Raw genomic sequence first — 16,051 nt, forward strand, 5'->3', positions numbered from 1 at the left:
AGGAATCAAGGAGCTGACAGTGATTGACGCATTCGTACGGATCGGTCCATTGATGGACCCCAAGAGCTACCCCGACTGGGCGCAGAAAATGATCTCGGAGTGTGCCGAGAGCAAACGCAGGGTTGTAGAGCATGAAGTCTACCAGCGCCTGAGCGATGGCAACCTGAGTCGTGACACCATACGCCAGTACCTCATCGGTGGCTGGCCGGTGGTCGAGCAGTTTTCCCTGTACATGGCGCATAACCTCACCAAGACACGCTATGGTCGCAGCCAGGGCGAGGATATGGCGCGGCGCTGGCTGATACGCAATATCCGGGTTGAGCTCAATCACGCCGACCATTGGGTGAAGTGGTGCAAGGCGCACAAGATCACCTTGCACGACTTGCAGGCCCAGGAGGTGCCGCCGGAGCTCAATGGCCTCAACGATTGGTGCTGGCGAGTCTGCGCGACCGAGTCGCTGGCCATTGCGATGGCGGCGACCAACTACGCGATCGAAGGCGCGACGGGCGAGTGGTCGGCAAAGGTCTACCCCGATACAGCCTACGCGCAAGACTTCATCCGCAAGGGTGACAAGGATGCCAAGGCAGCGATGAGATGGCTGGACCTGCACGCCGAGTACGATGACGCGCACCCCTGGGAGGCATTGGAAATCATCTGCACGCTGGTGGGTGAGAATCCATCGGAAGAATTGCAGGCGCAACTGCGCAAGGCCATCTGCAAGAGCTACGACTGCATGTACCTGTTCCTCGAGCGCTGCCTGGCGATGGAGCCTGTCCAGCGCCAGGTCTTTCACAAGCCGGCGCTGGCTGCCGGCTGACCGGGCTTGAGGTTGTTCACCGGCCTTGTCTGGCAACAAGGCCGGTGAACGGCATGCGTCTACTGCGCGTTGAACGCCTGCCCGTTCACTTCGCGGCTGTCCGGCCCCATCAGATACAGGTACACCGGCATGATGTCTTCGGGCAGCGGATTGTCCTGCGGGTTCTCGCTGGGGTAGGCCAGTGCCCGCATCGCCGTGCGCGTGGCACCGGGGTTGATGCTGTTGGCCCGCACCGGCGCCACGCCTTCCAGCTCGTCGGCCAGGGTCTGCATCAGGCCCTCGGTGGCGAACTTCGACACGCCATAGGCCCCCCAGTAGGCCCGGCCCTTGCGCCCGACACTCGATGAAGTGAACACCACCGAGGCGTCTTCGGACAGCTTGAGCAGCGGCAGCAGGGTGCTGGTGAGCATGAACATGGCATTGACGTTGATGTGCATCACGCGCATGAAGTTGTCGCCCGACAACTGCTCCAGCGGCGTGCGCGGGCCGATGATCGAGGCGTTGTTGAGCAGGCCGTCGAGGCGACCGAACTGCTCCTCGACCATCACTGCCAGTTCGTCGTACTGGTGGGGCAGGGCGGTTTCCAGGTTGAACGGGATGACCACCGGCTGTGGATGGCCGGCTGCCTCGATCTGGTCGTAGACCTCGTTGAGGTTGGCCTCGGTCTTGCCCAGCAGCAGCACGGTGGCGCCAAGGGCGGCGTAGGCCTTGGCTGCAGCGGCACCGATGCCGCGTCCGGCGCCGGTGACGAGAATGACCCGACCCTTGAGCAGGTCGGGGCGGGCGGTGTAGTCGAACATGTGATGTATCCTTGAAATCGGTGGGCGACGCCATCTTCCATGGCGGGCGTCAGGCCTCGCGGATCAGCAGCCGCACAGCGCGCTGTCGATCACCTTGCGCAGGTCCAGCGGGTGGTCCACCACCACGTCGGCGCCCCAGTTGTTGGGGTTGTCCTCTGGATGAATATAGCCGTAGCGCACGGCCGCGGTGCGGGTGCCGGCATCGCGCCCGGATTCGATGTCGCGCAGGTCGTCGCCGACGAACAGTACGCTGGCCGGGTCCAGGTCGAGGGTCTTGCAGGCGAGGATCAGTGGCTCGGGATCGGGCTTGCTGTTCTTCACATGGTCGGGGCAGATCAGCAGTGCCGAGCGCTCGGCCAGGCCCAGCTGCTGCATGATGGGTTCGGCGAAGCGCACCGGCTTGTTGGTGACCACGCCCCACAGCAGGTTGCCTTTCTCGATGTCGGCCAGCAGTTCGGCCATGCCGTCGAACAGCTTGCTGTGCACCGCGCAATCGCGCTGGTAGCGTTCGAGGAACTCCAGGCGCAGGGCTTCGAAGCCCTCGGCGTCCGGGTCCATGGCGAAGGTGACGGCGACCATGGCCCGCGCCCCGCCCGAGATCACGCCACGGATCAGTTGGTCGTCCACTGCCGGCAGGCCGCGTTCGGCGAGCATGGCCTGGCAGATGGCGATGAAGTCCGGCGCGGTGTCCAGCAGGGTACCGTCCATGTCGAAGAGTACTGCTCGCAGGCGCATGCTCATTCCTCGCGCAGGGTCTGGATCATGTAGTTGACGTCGACGTCGCTGGCCAGCTTGTAATGCTTGGTCAGCGGGTTGTAGGTGAGGCCGATGATATCCTTGACCTCGAGGCCGGCAACGCGGCTCCAGGCGCCCAGTTCCGAAGGCCGGATGAATTTCTTGAAGTCATGGGTGCCGCGCGGCAGCATCTTGAGGATGTACTCGGCGCCGATGATCGCCAGCAGGTAGGCCTTCGGGTTGCGGTTGATGGTGGAGAAGAACACCTGGCCGCCGGGCTTGACCAGGCGATGGCAGGCGCGGATCACCGAAGAGGGGTCGGGCACGTGCTCGAGCATTTCCAGGCAGGTGACCACATCGAACTGGCCGGGCATTTCCTCGGCCAGGGCTTCGGCGGTGATCTGCCGGTACTCGACCTCGACGCCGGACTCCAGCTGGTGCAGGCGCGCCACGGCCAGCGGTGCCTCGCCCATGTCGATGCCGGTCACGCTGGCGCCGCGCTGGGCCATGGCCTCGCTGAGAATGCCGCCACCGCAGCCGACATCGAGTACTTTCTTGCCGGCGAGGCTGGCGCGCTCGTCGATCCAGTTGACCCGCAGCGGGTTGATCTCGTGCAGGGGCTTGAATTCGCTTTCGCGGTCCCACCAGCGGTGAGCCAGGGCCTCGAACTTGGCGATTTCGGCGCGGTCAACGTTGCTCATTGAACAGATCCTCTGAAAACTTCGATAAAAGGTGTCTCGACCGGCAGCCTCGGCTGCCGGTCTGTCATGCTTTGCCTACGCGGATGCGCTCGCCCCAGGTGCGGGCGGTATCGATCAGCGCGGCTTCATCCATCTGCGTCAGCTGCCGGTCGTCGAGCAGGTGATGGCCTGCGACCCAGACGTGGCGCACGCAGTCGCGGCCGGTGGCATAGATCAGTTGTGAAACCGGGTCGTGCACCGGCTGCTGGGCCAGGCCCGAAAGGTCGAAGGCGCTGATGTCGGCGGCCTTGCCCAGCTCCAGCGAACCGATGCTGGCTTCAAGGCCCAGCGCGCGGGCGCCGTTCAAGGTGGCCATGCGCAGGGCTCGATGGGCGTCCAGGGCCGTGGCCGAGCCCGCCACGGCCTTGGCCAGCAGGGCTGCGGTGCGGGTTTCGCCGAGCAGGTCGAGGTCGTTGTTGCTGGCGGCGCCGTCGGTGCCTACGGCCACGTTGACACCGGCCTGCCACAGGCGCTCGACCGGGCAGAAACCGCTGGCAAGCTTGAGGTTGGACTCCGGGCAGTGGATCACGCTGGTGTTGCTTTCTACCAGCAGCGCCAGGTCGTCGTCGCTGATCTGGGTCATGTGCACGGCCTGCAGCCGCGGCCCGAGCAGCCCGAGACGGGCCAGGCGCGCCAGCGGGCGTTCGCCGTGTTCGGCCACGGCGCTTTCGACTTCGCCGGCGGTTTCGTGAATGTGCATGTGCAGCGCGGCGTCGAGCTGGTCGGCGATGACCCGGATCTTCTCCAGGTTCTCGTCGTTGACCGTGTACGGTGCATGCGGGCCGAGGGCGATGCTGATCCGCGGATGGTGGCGCAGATCGCCGAACAGTTCGATCGCCAGGTGCAGGGCTTCGTCGGGGCTGCGTGCGCCGGGGATGGGGAAGTCCAGCAGCGGCACGGCCACCTGGGCGCGAATGCCGCTGCGGTGTACGCGGTCGCAGGCTTCGCGGGGGAAGAAATACATGTCGGCGAAGCAGGTGATGCCGCCCTTGAGCTGCTCGGCGATGGCCAGGTCGGTGCCGTCGCGCACGAAGGCTTCGTCGACCCAGCGCCCTTCGGCCGGCCAGATGTGTTCCTGCAGCCAGGTCATCAGCGGCAGGTCGTCGGCCAGGCCGCGGAACAGGGTCATGGCCGCGTGTCCGTGGGCGTTGACCAGCCCCGGGGTGAGCACGCAGTCGGGCAGCTCACGCACCTCCAGGGCCTGTGGTGCCCGTTCACGGGGGCCGATCCAGGCGATCAGCCCGTCGCGGATGCCCAGGGCATGCCCTTCGAGTACCACGCCGGCCGGCTCCACGGGCACCAGCCAGCGGGGTGCGAGCAGCAGGTCGAGCGGCGAAGAGGCTGAGAGCATAGGCGGGCTACCGGGTTCCGTTGAATGGAACGCGCAGTATACCCGAGCGCCTGCGCCCGAGGCTCGCTATAATCGTCCGCTTTTGATCAGTGAACGGCGGGGAGAGGCGATGCGCGAGCGACTTTTGGCGGCGGAGAAGGTGACTTCCATCCAGTGGCGTGATGGCACCTTGCACCTGCTCGACCAGCGTCTGCTGCCTGTCCGCGAGCACTGGCTGGCCTGCGCCGACGTGGCGTCGGTGGTCCGGGCGATCCGTGACATGGCCGTGCGCGGTCCGGCGGCCATCGGTATCAGTGCGGCCTATGGCCTGGTGCTCGCGCTGCGTCAGCGCCTGGCCGAGGGCGACGATTGGGAGCGCGCGCTGGAGGAGGACTTCCTCGACCTCGCCGAGTCGCGTCCGACCGCCGCCAACCTGTTCTGGGCGCTCAACCGCATGCGTGAGCGCCTGCAGCGCCTGCGCCCCGACGAAGACGTGCTGGCGCTGATGGAGGCCGAGGCCGTGGCGATCCACGACAGTGATCGCGAGGCCAACCTGACCATGGCGCAGAACGGTATCGAGCAGATCCGTCGTCACCAGGGCAGCGAGCAGACCCTGCTGACCTACGGCAATGCCGGTGCCCTGGCCAGTGGTGGCTTCGGCACCGCCCTGGGGGTGATCCATGCGGCCTACCTGGAGGGCATGGTCGAGCGGGTCTATGCCGGTGAAACCCGGCCCTGGCTGCACGGCTCGCGCCTGACTGCCTGGGAGTTGTCTCACGAAGGCATTCCGGTCACGCTGTGCGCGGATTCGGCGCTGGCGCACCTGATGAAGACCAAGGGCATCACCTGGGTTGTGGTCGGTGCCGACTGCATCGCTGCCAACGGCGATGTGGCGAGCAAGATCGGCACCTATCAGCTGGCCGTCTCGGCCATGCACCATGGCGTGCGTTTCATGGTGGTGGCGTCGAGCACCAGCATCGACCTCAACCTGGCCAGCGGTGACGATATTCCTCTCGAAGAGCGTGAGCCGGGCGAATTGCTGGAGGTTGCCGGCAAGCGGGTGGCGGCCGATGTCGAAGTGTTCAATACGGTCTTCGACGTGACCCCGGCGGATCTGATCGATGTGATCGTGACCGAGAAGGGGATTGTCGAGCGGCCGGATACCGCGAAAATCGCCCAGCTGATGTGCCGCAAGCGCCTGCACTGATTGCTTGTGCCCTCGTGCCGGGGGTGGCGTTGGGCGCGGTATTTTTCCGCGCCAGCGGCATCCTGCCATATCTCCCACCGCGCAACCCTTTGTGGTACTATCCGACAGTTTCCAAGGTCGCTCTTTTCAGCGCCCTTCATTGCGCAGATCCTGGGCTCAACTCATTGATTTGTCGTAAGTCGCCGCACCGTCCAACGCTGCGGCGGCGAGCTTCGTTCGTCCACCGATGGATATGGCGAAGTTTCACCAGAAAAAGGAATCAGGCTTCTCATGGGCGAACTGGCCAAAGAAATCCTCCCGGTCAATATCGAAGACGAACTGAGACAGTCCTACCTCGACTACGCGATGAGCGTGATTGTCGGGCGAGCGCTGCCCGATGCACGTGACGGCTTGAAGCCCGTGCATCGCCGCGTCCTGTACGCGATGAGCGAACTGGGCAACGACTGGAACAAGCCGTACAAGAAGTCCGCCCGTGTGGTCGGTGACGTCATCGGTAAGTACCACCCGCACGGCGACACCGCCGTGTACGACACCATCGTGCGCATGGCGCAGCCCTTCTCGCTGCGCTACCTGCTGGTCGACGGTCAGGGCAACTTCGGTTCGGTCGACGGCGACAACGCCGCGGCCATGCGATACACCGAAGTGCGCATGACCAAGCTGGCCCACGAGCTGCTGGCCGACCTGCACAAGGAAACCGTCGACTGGGTGCCCAACTACGATGGCACCGAGCAGATCCCGGCGGTCATGCCGACCAGGATCCCCAACCTGCTGGTCAACGGTTCCAGCGGTATCGCCGTGGGCATGGCGACCAACATCCCGCCGCACAACCTCGGCGAGGTGATCGATGGCTGCCTGGCGCTTATCGACAACCCCGAAGTCACCATCGATGAGCTGATGCAGTTCATTCCGGGGCCGGACTTCCCCACGGCCGGCATCATCAACGGCCGCCAGGGCATCATCGAGGCCTACCGCACCGGCCGTGGCCGCATCTACATGCGTGCCCGCTCCGAGGTCGAGGATATCGACAAGGTCGGTGGCCGCCAGCAGATCGTCGTTACCGAGCTGCCGTACCAGCTGAACAAGGCGCGGCTGATCGAGAAGATCGCCGAGCTGGTCAAAGAGAAGAAGATCGAGGGCATCACCGAGCTGCGCGACGAGTCCGACAAGGACGGCATGCGCATCGTCATCGAGCTGCGCCGCGGCGAGGTGCCGGAGGTGGTGCTCAACAACCTCTACCAGCAGACCCAGCTGCAGAGCGTGTTCGGCATCAACGTCGTCGCCCTGATCGACGGGCGTCCGCGCCTGCTGAACCTGAAGGACCTGCTCGAGGCGTTCGTCCGTCACCGCCGTGAAGTGGTGACCCGCCGTACCGTGTTCGAGCTGCGCAAGGCGCGTGAGCGCGGGCACATCCTCGAGGGCCAGGCGGTCGCGCTGTCCAACATCGATCCGGTCATTGCCCTGATCAAGGCCTCGCCGACCCCGTCCGAGGCCAAGGAAGCGCTGATCGGCACGCCGTGGGAATCCAGCGCCGTGCAGGTCATGGTCGAGCGCGCCGGTGCCGAGTCCTGCCGCCCTGAAGACCTGCCCGAGCAGTATGGCCTGCGTGAAGGCAAGTACTGGCTGTCGCCCGAGCAGGCCCAGGCCATCCTCGACCTGCGCCTGCACCGCCTGACCGGCCTGGAGCACGAGAAGCTGCTGGCCGAGTACCAGGAAATCCTCGAGCAGATCGGCGAGCTGATCCGCATCCTCAACAGCGCCCAGCGCCTGATGGAAGTGATCCGCGAAGAACTGGAGGCGATCCGCGCCGAGTACGGCGATGCGCGTCGCACCGAGATCCTCGATGCCCGCCACGACCTCAACTACGGCGACATGATCCCCGAAGAAGAGCGCGTGGTGACCATCTCCCACGGCGGCTATGCCAAGACCCAGCCGTTGTCCGCTTACCAGGCCCAGCGCCGTGGCGGCAAGGGCAAGTCGGCGACCGGTGTGAAGGACGAGGACTACATCGAACACCTGCTGGTCGCCAACAGCCACGCCACCCTGCTGCTGTTCTCCAGCAAGGGCAAGGTGTACTGGCTCAAGACCTACGACATTCCCGAAGCTTCCCGCGCAGCGCGTGGCCGGCCGATGGTCAACCTGCTGCCGCTGGAAGACGGCGAGCGCATCACCGCGATGCTGCAGATCGACCTCGAGGCCCTGCAGCAGAGCGCCGATCTCGACGAGGAAATCGACGAGGCGGATGACGCGGTGCTCGAAGGCGAAGTGATCGAGGCCGAAGAAGTCGACGAAGAAGACGGCGATACGCCGGAACTGGTCGCCGAGCCGACGGGTGCCTACATCTTCATGGCCACTGCCTCCGGCACCGTGAAGAAGACCCCGCTGGTGCAGTTCGCCCGTCCACGCTCCAACGGCCTGATCGCGGTCAAGCTCAAGGAAGGTGACACCCTGATCGCTGCGGCCATTACCGACGGCGCGAAGGAAGTCATGATGTTCTCCAGCGCCGGCAAGGTGATCCGCTTCGCCGAGAGCGTGGTGCGGGAAATGGGCCGTACCGCGCGCGGTGTTCGCGGCATGAGGCTGGGCAAGGGGCAGGAAGTGATTTCCATGCTGATCCCCGAGTCCGGCGCGCAGATCCTCACCGCCTCCGAGCGCGGCTTCGGCAAGCGCACCCCGCTGTCCAAGTTCCCGCGTCGCGGGCGTGGTGGCCAGGGCGTGATCGCCATGGGCACCAAGGGGCGCAACGGTCTGTTGATCGGCGCCATCCAGGTTCAGGAAGGCGAGGAGATCATGCTGATCTCCGACCAGGGCACGCTGGTGCGCACACGGGTTGGCGAGGTCTCGAGCCTGAGCCGCAACACCCAGGGTGTGACGCTGATCAAGCTGGCCAGCGACGAGACGCTGGTGGGGCTGGAGCGTATCCAGGAGCCGTCCGAGGACGAACTCGACGATGTGATCGAGACGGACGAGGAGGGCGTCGAAGCCGATGCGCCGGATGACGAAGCTGCAGGCGCCGAAGAGGCTCCGCAGGAGTAAGCAAGCGTAAAACCCGAGCGGGGCGACCAAGGTCGCCCCGTTTGACTGATTAGAGACGGCAACGTCTGGTTTCTGTGGGAGCGGGCGGTGCGATGCATGGCACCGGCTTCGCCGGTGTTCGCGGGCAAGCCCGCTCCCACAGGGTACCGCTGAACCAGCTGGTTAGATTTTGTTCTATTAGAGCGAGAGTGGATGTGAGCAAACGAGCCTTCAACTTCTGCGCAGGCCCTGCCGCGCTTCCCGACGCTGTCCTGCAGCGTGCCCAGGCCGAAATGCTGGACTGGCGTGGCAAGGGCTTGTCGGTGATGGAAATGAGTCACCGTAGCGACGACTACGTGGCGATCGCCGAAAAGGCCGAGCAGGACCTGCGCGAGCTGCTGTCCGTCCCCTCCAACTACAAGGTGCTGTTCCTCCAGGGCGGCGCCAGCCAGCAGTTCGCCGAGATTCCGCTGAACCTGCTGCCGGAAAACGGTACGGCCGACTACATCGAGACCGGTATCTGGTCGAAGAAGGCCATCGAGGAAGGGCGCCGGTTCGGCAACATCAACGTCGCTGCCAGCGCCAAGCCCTACGACTACCTGGCCATTCCTGGCCAGAACGAGTGGAAGCTGACCCCGGGGGCTGCATACGTTCACTATGCTTCCAACGAAACCATCGGCGGCCTGCAGTTCGACTGGGTACCGCAGACCGGTGACGTGCCGCTGGTGGTCGACATGTCGTCGGACATCCTCTCGCGCCCGATCGACGTCTCGCAGTTCGGCCTGATCTATGCCGGCGCGCAGAAGAACATCGGTCCGAGCGGCCTGGTGGTGGTGATCGTCCGTGAAGACCTGCTCGGCCATGCCCGCAGCAGCTGCCCGACCATGCTCGACTACAAGGTCTCGGCCGACAACGGTTCGATGTACAACACCCCGGCCACTTACTCCTGGTACCTCTCGGGCCTGGTGTTCGAGTGGCTCAAGGAGCAGGGTGGCGTCGACGCCATGGAGCAGCGCAACCGCGCCAAGCAAGAGCGCCTGTATGGCTTCATCGACAACAGCGATTTCTACACCAACCCGATCGCCCACAACGCCCGCTCGTGGATGAACGTGCCGTTCCGCCTGGCCGACGAACGCCTGGACAAGGCCTTCCTGGCTGGCGCCGACGCCCGTGGCCTGCTCAACCTCAAGGGTCACCGTTCGGTGGGCGGCATGCGCGCCTCCATCTACAACGCCCTGGGTCTGGATGCGGTGGAAGCCCTGGTGGCCTACATGGCCGAATTCGAGAAGGAGCACGGCTGATGTCCGAACAGGAACTCAAGGCCCTGCGCGTTCGCATCGACAGCCTCGACGAGAAGATCCTCGAGCTGATCAGCGACCGCGCCCGCTGCGCCGAAGAAGTGGCGCGGGTCAAGACGGCGTCGCTGGCCGAAGGCGAAAAGCCGGTGTTCTACCGCCCCGAGCGTGAAGCCGCCGTGCTCAAGCGCGTCATGGAGCGCAACAAGGGGCCGCTGGGCAACGAAGAGATGGCGCGACTGTTCCGCGAAATCATGTCGTCGTGCCTGGCCCTGGAAGAGCCGCTGAAGATCGCCTATCTCGGCCCCGAGGGCACCTTCACCCAGGCCGCGGCGATGAAGCACTTCGGTCACGCGGTGATCAGCCGGCCAATGGCAGCCATCGACGAAGTGTTCCGCGAAGTGGCGGCCGGTGCCGTCAACTTCGGCGTGGTGCCGGTGGAGAACTCCACCGAAGGTGCGGTCAGCCACACGCTGGACAGCTTCCTCGAACACGACATGGTGATCTGTGGCGAGGTCGAGCTGCGCATCCACCACCACCTGCTGGTGGGCGAGAACACCAAGACCGACAGCATTACCCGCATCTACTCGCACGCCCAGTCCCTGGCCCAGTGCCGCAAGTGGCTGGATGCGCACTACCCGAACGTCGAGCGCGTGGCGGTCTCGAGCAATGCCGAGGCGGCCAAGCGGGTCAAGGGTGAGTGGAACTCGGCGGCGATCGCCGGCGACATGGCGGCCAATCTCTACGGCCTGACCCGTCTGGCCGAGAAGATCGAAGACCGTCCGGACAACTCCACGCGCTTTTTGATGATCGGCAACCAGGAAGTGCCGCCGACCGGCGACGACAAGACCTCGATCATCGTCTCGATGAGCAACAAGCCGGGCGCGCTGCACGAACTGCTGGTGCCGTTCCACGACAACGGCATCGACCTGACCCGTATCGAGACCCGTCCGTCGCGCAGCGGCAAGTGGACCTACGTGTTCTTCATCGATTTCGTCGGCCATCACCGCGATCCGCTGATCAAGGCGGTGCTGGAGAAGATCAGCCAGGAAGCCGTGGCGCTGAAGGTGCTGGGGTCGTATCCGAAGGCGGTGCTCTGAAATTATTGTCGCCCGTGGGCGGGAGCGCTTTGCGCTCCATCGCGGGACGAGCCCGCTCCCACAGGTTTCGCGTCGCCCGTGAGCGTGGCGTCGAGCCTGTAGGGGCGGGTTTCTCCTGCCCATCCGTAGGCCGTCATTTGGCACATGTTGCTGTTCTGAACAGGGTTCGTACTCGTGGTTAATGCTGTAAACAAACCCGCACCGCTCATCAATCGCCTGGTCGTCGTCGGCCTGGGTCTGATCGGTGGCTCTTTCGCCAAGGGCCTGCGTGAAAGCGGCCTGTGCCGCGAAGTGGTCGGTGTCGACCTGGATGCCCAATCGCGCAAGCAGGCTGTCGCGCTCGGCGTGGTAGACCGCTGCGAGGAGGATCTGGCTGCTGCCTGTGTCGGCGCCGACGTGATCCAGTTGGCGGTGCCGATCCTGGCCATGGAAAAGCTTCTGGCTCGCTTGGCGCAGCTCGACCTGGGGGCGGCGGTGATCACCGATGTTGGTAGCGCCAAGGGCAATGTGGTGCGTGCTGCGCGGGCCGTGTTCGGCGAGCGTCTGGCGCATTTCGTGCCCGGGCACCCGATCGCCGGTTCCGAGCAGAGCGGGGTGGAGGCTTCAAACGCTGCACTGTTCCGCCGGCACAAGGTGATCCTCACGCCGCTCGCCGAAACCGACCCGGCAGCCCTGGCCCTGGTCGATCGCCTGTGGCGCGCGTTGGAGGCCGATGTCGAGCACATGCCGGTCGAGCGCCATGACGAAGTCCTCGCAGCCACCAGCCACTTGCCGCACCTGCTGGCGTTCGGCCTGGTGGATTCGCTGGCCAAACGCAATGAAAACCTCGACATCTTCCGGTACGCTGCGGGAGGATTCCGCGATTTCACGAGAATCGCCGGCAGCGACCCGATCATGTGGCATGACATCTTCCTCGCCAATCGCGACGCTGTCCTGCGCACGCTGGATACATTTCGCAGCGATCTCGACGCCTTGCGCGACGCGGTCGATGCTGGGGACGGGCACCAGTTGCTGGGTGTATTCACCCGCGCTCGAGTCGCCCGCGAGCATTTCAGTAAAATCCTGGCCCGCCGGGCCTATGTGGACGCTATGAACGCCAACGACCTGATCTTCCTGGCCCAACCTGGTGGCCGCGTGTCCGGACGGATTCGCGTACCGGGCGACAAATCGATTTCCCACCGCTCGATCATGCTCGGCTCGCTGGCCGAGGGCACCACTGAAGTCGAAGGCTTCCTCGAGGGCGAGGACGCCCTGGCGACCTTGCAAGCTTTCCGCGACATGGGTGTGGTCATCGAAGGGCCGCACCACGGCCGCGTCACCATTCATGGTGTCGGCCTGCATGGCCTGAAGCCGCCACCTGGTCCGATCTACCTGGGCAACTCCGGGACCTCGATGCGCCTGCTGTCGGGCCTGCTGGCTGCACAGCCGTTCGATGTGACCATGACCGGTGACGCTTCGCTGTCCAAGCGCCCGATGAATCGCGTGGCCAATCCGTTGCGCGAAATGGGCGCCGTGGTCGAGACCGGCCCCGAGGGGCGTCCGCCACTGACCATTCGCGGTGGCCAGAAGCTCAAGGCGCTGGACTACACCCTGCCGATGGCCAGTGCCCAGGTGAAGTCGTGCCTGCTGCTGGCCGGCCTGTACGCCGAAGGCACTACCACCGTCACCGAGCCGGCACCGACCCGCGATCATACCGAGCGCATGCTGCGTGGCTTCGGTTACAGCGTGCAGAGCAATGGCCCTGTCGCCTCGCTGCAGTCCGGCGGCAAGCTGACCGCCACCCGGATCGAAGTGCCGGCCGATATCTCGTCCTCGGCCTTCTTCCTGGTCGCTGCCTCCATCGCCGAAGGTTCGGAGCTGGTGCTGGAGCACGTCGGCATCAACCCGACCCGCACTGGCGTGATCGACATCCTGCGCCTGATGGGTGGCGACATCACCCTGGAGAATCAGCGTGAAGTCGGCGGCGAGCCTGTTGCCGACCTGCGCGTGCGTGGGGCGAAGCTCAAGGGCATCGAGATTCCCGAGGAACTGGTGCCGCTGGCCATCGACGAATTCCCGGTGCTGTTCGTCGCCGCGGCCTGTGCCGAAGGGCGTACCGTGCTGCGTGGTGCCGAGGAGCTGCGGGTCAAGGAATCGGACCGTATCCAGGTCATGGCCGATGGCCTGATCGCCCTGGGCGTCAAGTGCGAGCCGACCCCGGACGGCATCATCATCGATGGCGGCCAGATCGGTGGTGGTGAAGTCCATGGTCATGGTGATCACCGTATCTCCATGGCCTTCAGCATCGCCTCGCTGCGAGCCAGTGCACCGATCCGCATCCACGACTGCGCCAACGTCGCCACCTCGTTCCCCAACTTCCTGGCGCTGTGCGCCGAAGTCGGCATCCGCGTGGCGCAAGAGGGGCAGTCGTGAATTCCCAGGCGCCGGTCATCACCATCGACGGGCCGAGCGGCTCGGGCAAGGGTACCGTTGCCGGTCTGCTGGCGCGCGAGCTCGGCTGGCGACTGCTGGACTCCGGGGCGTTGTATCGCCTGCTGGCGTTCAATGCCTCGAATCATGGCGTCGACCTGACCAACGAAGAGCTGCTCAAGGCGCTCGCCGCCCATCTGGACGTGCAGTTCATCGCCGCCGAGCCGGGCAAGCTGCAGCAGATCATTCTCGAAGGCGAGGATGTCAGCAATGTCATCCGTACCGAAACGGTGGGGGCGGGTGCTTCGATGGTCGCCTCGCTGCCGGCGGTGCGCGAGGCGCTGCTGCAGCGCCAGCGTGCCTTCCGCGAGGCGCCCGGGTTGATCGCCGACGGCCGCGACATGGGCACCGTGGTGTTCCCGGACGCACCGCTGAAGGTGTTTCTCACCGCCAGTGCCGAGGAACGCGCCCGCCGCCGTTACCTGCAGTTGAAGGGCAAAGGCGAAGATGTTAGTCTGTCGAGTCTGCTAGATGAGATTCGTGCGCGTGATGAGCGCGACACCCAGCGCGCAGTGGCCCCGCTCAAGCCGGCGGCCGATGCGATCCAGCTGGACTCCACCGAGTTGTCCATCGAGCAGGTGCTGCAACGGATCAGAAGCGAGCTCGCATTGCGCGACCTGCTCTGATCGCCAGGAAAGCAGGCAGGGGCACCAGTCAACGTCCTGCCCGCTTTCCTTTACTTAAACGAAACCCACATTGTCTGGAATGTGGCGATGGGCGTCTGTATCGCCCGAATCTACAGGAATTAAAATGAGCGAAAGCTTTGCAGAACTCTTTGAAGAAAGCCTGAAAACCCTCAATCTTCAGCCGGGCGCAATCATCACCGGTATCGTTGTCGACATCGATGGCGACTGGGTTACCGTTCACGCTGGTCTGAAGTCCGAGGGCGTCATCCCGCTCGAGCAGTTCTACAACGAAGCTGGCGAGCTGACCATCAAGGTCGGTGACGAAGTTCACGTTGCGCTGGACGCGGTCGAAGACGGCTTTGGCGAAACCAAGCTGTCCCGTGAAAAAGCCAAGCGCGCCGAGTGCTGGATTGTTCTGGAAGCTGCTTTCGCTGCCGAAGAAGTGGTCAAGGGCGTTATCAACGGTAAGGTTAAGGGCGGCTTCACTGTCGACGTTAACGGCATCCGTGCGTTCCTGCCGGGCTCCCTGGTTGATGTCCGCCCAGTGCGCGACACCACCCACCTGGAAGGCAAAGAGCTGGAATTCAAGGTCATCAAGCTGGACCAGAAGCGCAACAACGTTGTCGTTTCCCGTCGCAGCGTGCTGGAAGCCGAGAACAGCGCCGAGCGCGAAGCCCTGCTGGAAACCCTGCAGGAAGGCCAACAGGTCAAAGGTATCGTCAAGAACCTCACCGACTACGGCGCCTTCGTGGACCTGGGCGGCATCGACGGCCTGCTGCACATCACCGACATGGCCTGGAAGCGCATCAAGCACCCGTCGGAAATCGTCAACGTTGGTGACGAAGTCGACGTTCGCGTTCTGAAGTTCGACCGTGAGCGCAACCGCGTTTCGCTGGGTCTGAAGCAGATGGGCGAAGATCCGTGGGTTGCTATCACTTCCCGCTACCCAGAAGGTACTCGTGTTACCGCTCGCGTCACCAACCTGACCGACTACGGCTGCTTCGCCGAGCTGGAAGAGGGTGTCGAAGGCCTGGTACACGTTTCCGAAATGGACTGGACCAACAAGAACATCCACCCGTCGAAAGTTGTTCAGGTTGGCGACGAAGTGGAAGTCATGGTTCTGGACATCGACGAAGAGCGTCGTCGTATCTCCCTGGGTATCAAGCAGTGCAAATCCAACCCATGGGAAGACTTCTCCGGCCAGTTCAACAAGGGTGACAAGATCACCGGTACCATCAAGTCGATCACCGACTTCGGTATCTTCATCGGCCTGGACGGCGGCATCGACGGTCTGGTTCACCTGTCCGACATCTCCTGGAACGAAACCGGCGAAGAAGCCGTACGTCGTTTCAAGAAGGGCGACGAGCTGGAAACCGTCATCCTGTCGGTTGACCCAGAGCGCGAGCGCATCTCCCTGGGCATCAAGCAGCTGGAAGACGATCCGTTCTCCAACTTCGTTGCTGTCAACGACAAGGGTGCAATCGTCAAGGGCATCGTGAAGGAAGTTGACGCCAAGGGCGCCATCGTCACTCTGGCCGACGACATCGAAGCTACTCTGAAGGCTTCCGAAATCAGCCGTGACCGCGTTGAAGACGCGCGTAACGTCCTGAAGGAAGGCGAAGAGATCGAAGCCAAGATCATCAGCGTTGACCGCAAGTCCCGCGTCATCAGCCTGTCCATCAAGTCGAAGGACGATGCTGAAGAGCGCGAAGCTATCCAGAGCCTGAAAAACACCGCTCCGGAAGCTGCTGCCGATACCACCATGGCTGCGCTGCTGCGCGAAGCAATGGCCAAGCAGAACTGAGTTCTGTTTGATCGGTAAAAAAGGGCGACCCTCGGGTCGCCCTTTTTTTGTCCCAAATTTTCCTGGTGTGCCCGTGGGATCGGGCTTGCCCTGCGATTGCGACGCAAGACCTTTGA

General features: G+C 64.0%; 12 protein-coding genes. 8 read left to right on the plus strand and 4 right to left on the minus strand.

Annotation, left to right across the window (positions count from 1 at the left end; translation table 11 throughout):
- Window positions 1-19 precede the first annotated feature (19 nt).
- Complete coding sequence (locus AC1TXO_RS07645; RefSeq protein WP_486405749.1) at window positions 20-817, plus strand: iron-containing redox enzyme family protein; 798 nt, start codon at window positions 20-22, stop codon at window positions 815-817.
- A gap of 59 nt (window positions 818-876) precedes the next feature.
- Here AC1TXO_RS07645 and AC1TXO_RS07650 read toward each other — a convergent pair whose 3' ends face one another.
- The 4 genes from AC1TXO_RS07650 to AC1TXO_RS07665 form a co-directional block, all read right to left on the minus strand.
- Entirely contained in the window at window positions 877-1,617 is a 741-nt protein-coding gene (locus AC1TXO_RS07650) for a YciK family oxidoreductase (RefSeq protein WP_486405750.1), read from the minus strand.
- Between the two features lie 63 nt (window positions 1,618-1,680).
- Complete coding sequence (mupP, locus tag AC1TXO_RS07655) at window positions 1,681-2,352, minus strand: N-acetylmuramic acid 6-phosphate phosphatase MupP (protein ID WP_486405751.1); 672 nt, start codon at window positions 2,350-2,352, stop codon at window positions 1,681-1,683.
- Between the two features lie 2 nt (window positions 2,353-2,354).
- Entirely contained in the window at window positions 2,355-3,053 is a 699-nt protein-coding gene (gene ubiG, locus AC1TXO_RS07660) for a bifunctional 2-polyprenyl-6-hydroxyphenol methylase/3-demethylubiquinol 3-O-methyltransferase UbiG (protein WP_486405752.1), read from the minus strand.
- A 64-nt stretch (window positions 3,054-3,117) separates the two neighbouring features.
- Window positions 3,118-4,443 (minus strand): TRZ/ATZ family hydrolase, encoded by a 1,326-nt coding sequence (locus AC1TXO_RS07665; protein ID WP_486405753.1) that lies wholly within the window; start codon window positions 4,441-4,443, stop codon window positions 3,118-3,120.
- Window positions 4,444-4,552: 109 nt separating this feature from the next.
- Here AC1TXO_RS07665 and mtnA point away from each other — a divergent pair, with 109 nt between their 5' ends.
- From mtnA to rpsA, 7 genes are all read left to right on the plus strand, one after another.
- On the plus strand, window positions 4,553-5,629 hold the full coding sequence (mtnA, locus tag AC1TXO_RS07670) for an S-methyl-5-thioribose-1-phosphate isomerase (RefSeq protein ID WP_486405754.1): 1,077 nt from the start codon (window positions 4,553-4,555) through the stop codon (window positions 5,627-5,629).
- Window positions 5,630-5,899: 270 nt separating this feature from the next.
- The gene (gene gyrA, locus AC1TXO_RS07675; RefSeq protein ID WP_486405755.1) at window positions 5,900-8,662 is read left to right on the plus strand and encodes a DNA gyrase subunit A; all 2,763 of its coding nucleotides are present in this window, start codon (window positions 5,900-5,902) and stop codon (window positions 8,660-8,662) included.
- Between the two features lie 194 nt (window positions 8,663-8,856).
- Window positions 8,857-9,942 (plus strand): 3-phosphoserine/phosphohydroxythreonine transaminase, encoded by a 1,086-nt coding sequence (gene serC / locus AC1TXO_RS07680; RefSeq protein WP_486405756.1) that lies wholly within the window; start codon window positions 8,857-8,859, stop codon window positions 9,940-9,942.
- On the plus strand, window positions 9,942-11,036 hold the full coding sequence (gene pheA / locus AC1TXO_RS07685; protein ID WP_054893877.1) for a prephenate dehydratase: 1,095 nt from the start codon (window positions 9,942-9,944) through the stop codon (window positions 11,034-11,036). The genes serC and pheA overlap by 1 nt, the downstream gene beginning before the upstream one ends.
- 174 nt (window positions 11,037-11,210) lie before the next feature.
- Window positions 11,211-13,448, plus strand: a complete 2,238-nt coding sequence (locus AC1TXO_RS07690) for a bifunctional prephenate dehydrogenase/3-phosphoshikimate 1-carboxyvinyltransferase (RefSeq protein WP_486405757.1) — start codon at window positions 11,211-11,213, stop codon at window positions 13,446-13,448.
- The gene (gene cmk, locus AC1TXO_RS07695) at window positions 13,445-14,131 is read left to right on the plus strand and encodes a (d)CMP kinase (protein ID WP_054893879.1); all 687 of its coding nucleotides are present in this window, start codon (window positions 13,445-13,447) and stop codon (window positions 14,129-14,131) included. The genes AC1TXO_RS07690 and cmk overlap by 4 nt, the downstream gene beginning before the upstream one ends.
- A 124-nt stretch (window positions 14,132-14,255) precedes the next feature.
- On the plus strand, window positions 14,256-15,935 hold the full coding sequence (gene rpsA / locus AC1TXO_RS07700) for a 30S ribosomal protein S1 (protein WP_054893880.1): 1,680 nt from the start codon (window positions 14,256-14,258) through the stop codon (window positions 15,933-15,935).
- Window positions 15,936-16,051 lie beyond the last annotated feature (116 nt).

It is taken from the genome of Pseudomonas sp. FA117 (genome assembly GCF_057370475.1).

What these genes read in the sequence shown, in the direction of transcription:
- gyrA (WP_486405755.1), top strand. Translation starts at nt 5,900, where the DNA reads ATGGGCGAACTGGCCAAAGAAATCCTCCCGGTCAATATCGAAGACGAA.
- AC1TXO_RS07665 (WP_486405753.1), bottom strand. Translation starts at nt 4,443, where the DNA reads ATGCTCTCAGCCTCTTCGCCGCTCGACCTGCTGCTCGCACCCCGCTGG.
- pheA (WP_054893877.1), top strand. Translation starts at nt 9,942, where the DNA reads ATGTCCGAACAGGAACTCAAGGCCCTGCGCGTTCGCATCGACAGCCTC.
- rpsA (WP_054893880.1), top strand. Translation starts at nt 14,256, where the DNA reads ATGAGCGAAAGCTTTGCAGAACTCTTTGAAGAAAGCCTGAAAACCCTC.
- ubiG (WP_486405752.1), bottom strand. Translation starts at nt 3,053, where the DNA reads ATGAGCAACGTTGACCGCGCCGAAATCGCCAAGTTCGAGGCCCTGGCT.
- mtnA (WP_486405754.1), top strand. Translation starts at nt 4,553, where the DNA reads ATGCGCGAGCGACTTTTGGCGGCGGAGAAGGTGACTTCCATCCAGTGG.
- AC1TXO_RS07650 (WP_486405750.1), bottom strand. Translation starts at nt 1,617, where the DNA reads ATGTTCGACTACACCGCCCGCCCCGACCTGCTCAAGGGTCGGGTCATT.
- mupP (WP_486405751.1), bottom strand. Translation starts at nt 2,352, where the DNA reads ATGCGCCTGCGAGCAGTACTCTTCGACATGGACGGTACCCTGCTGGAC.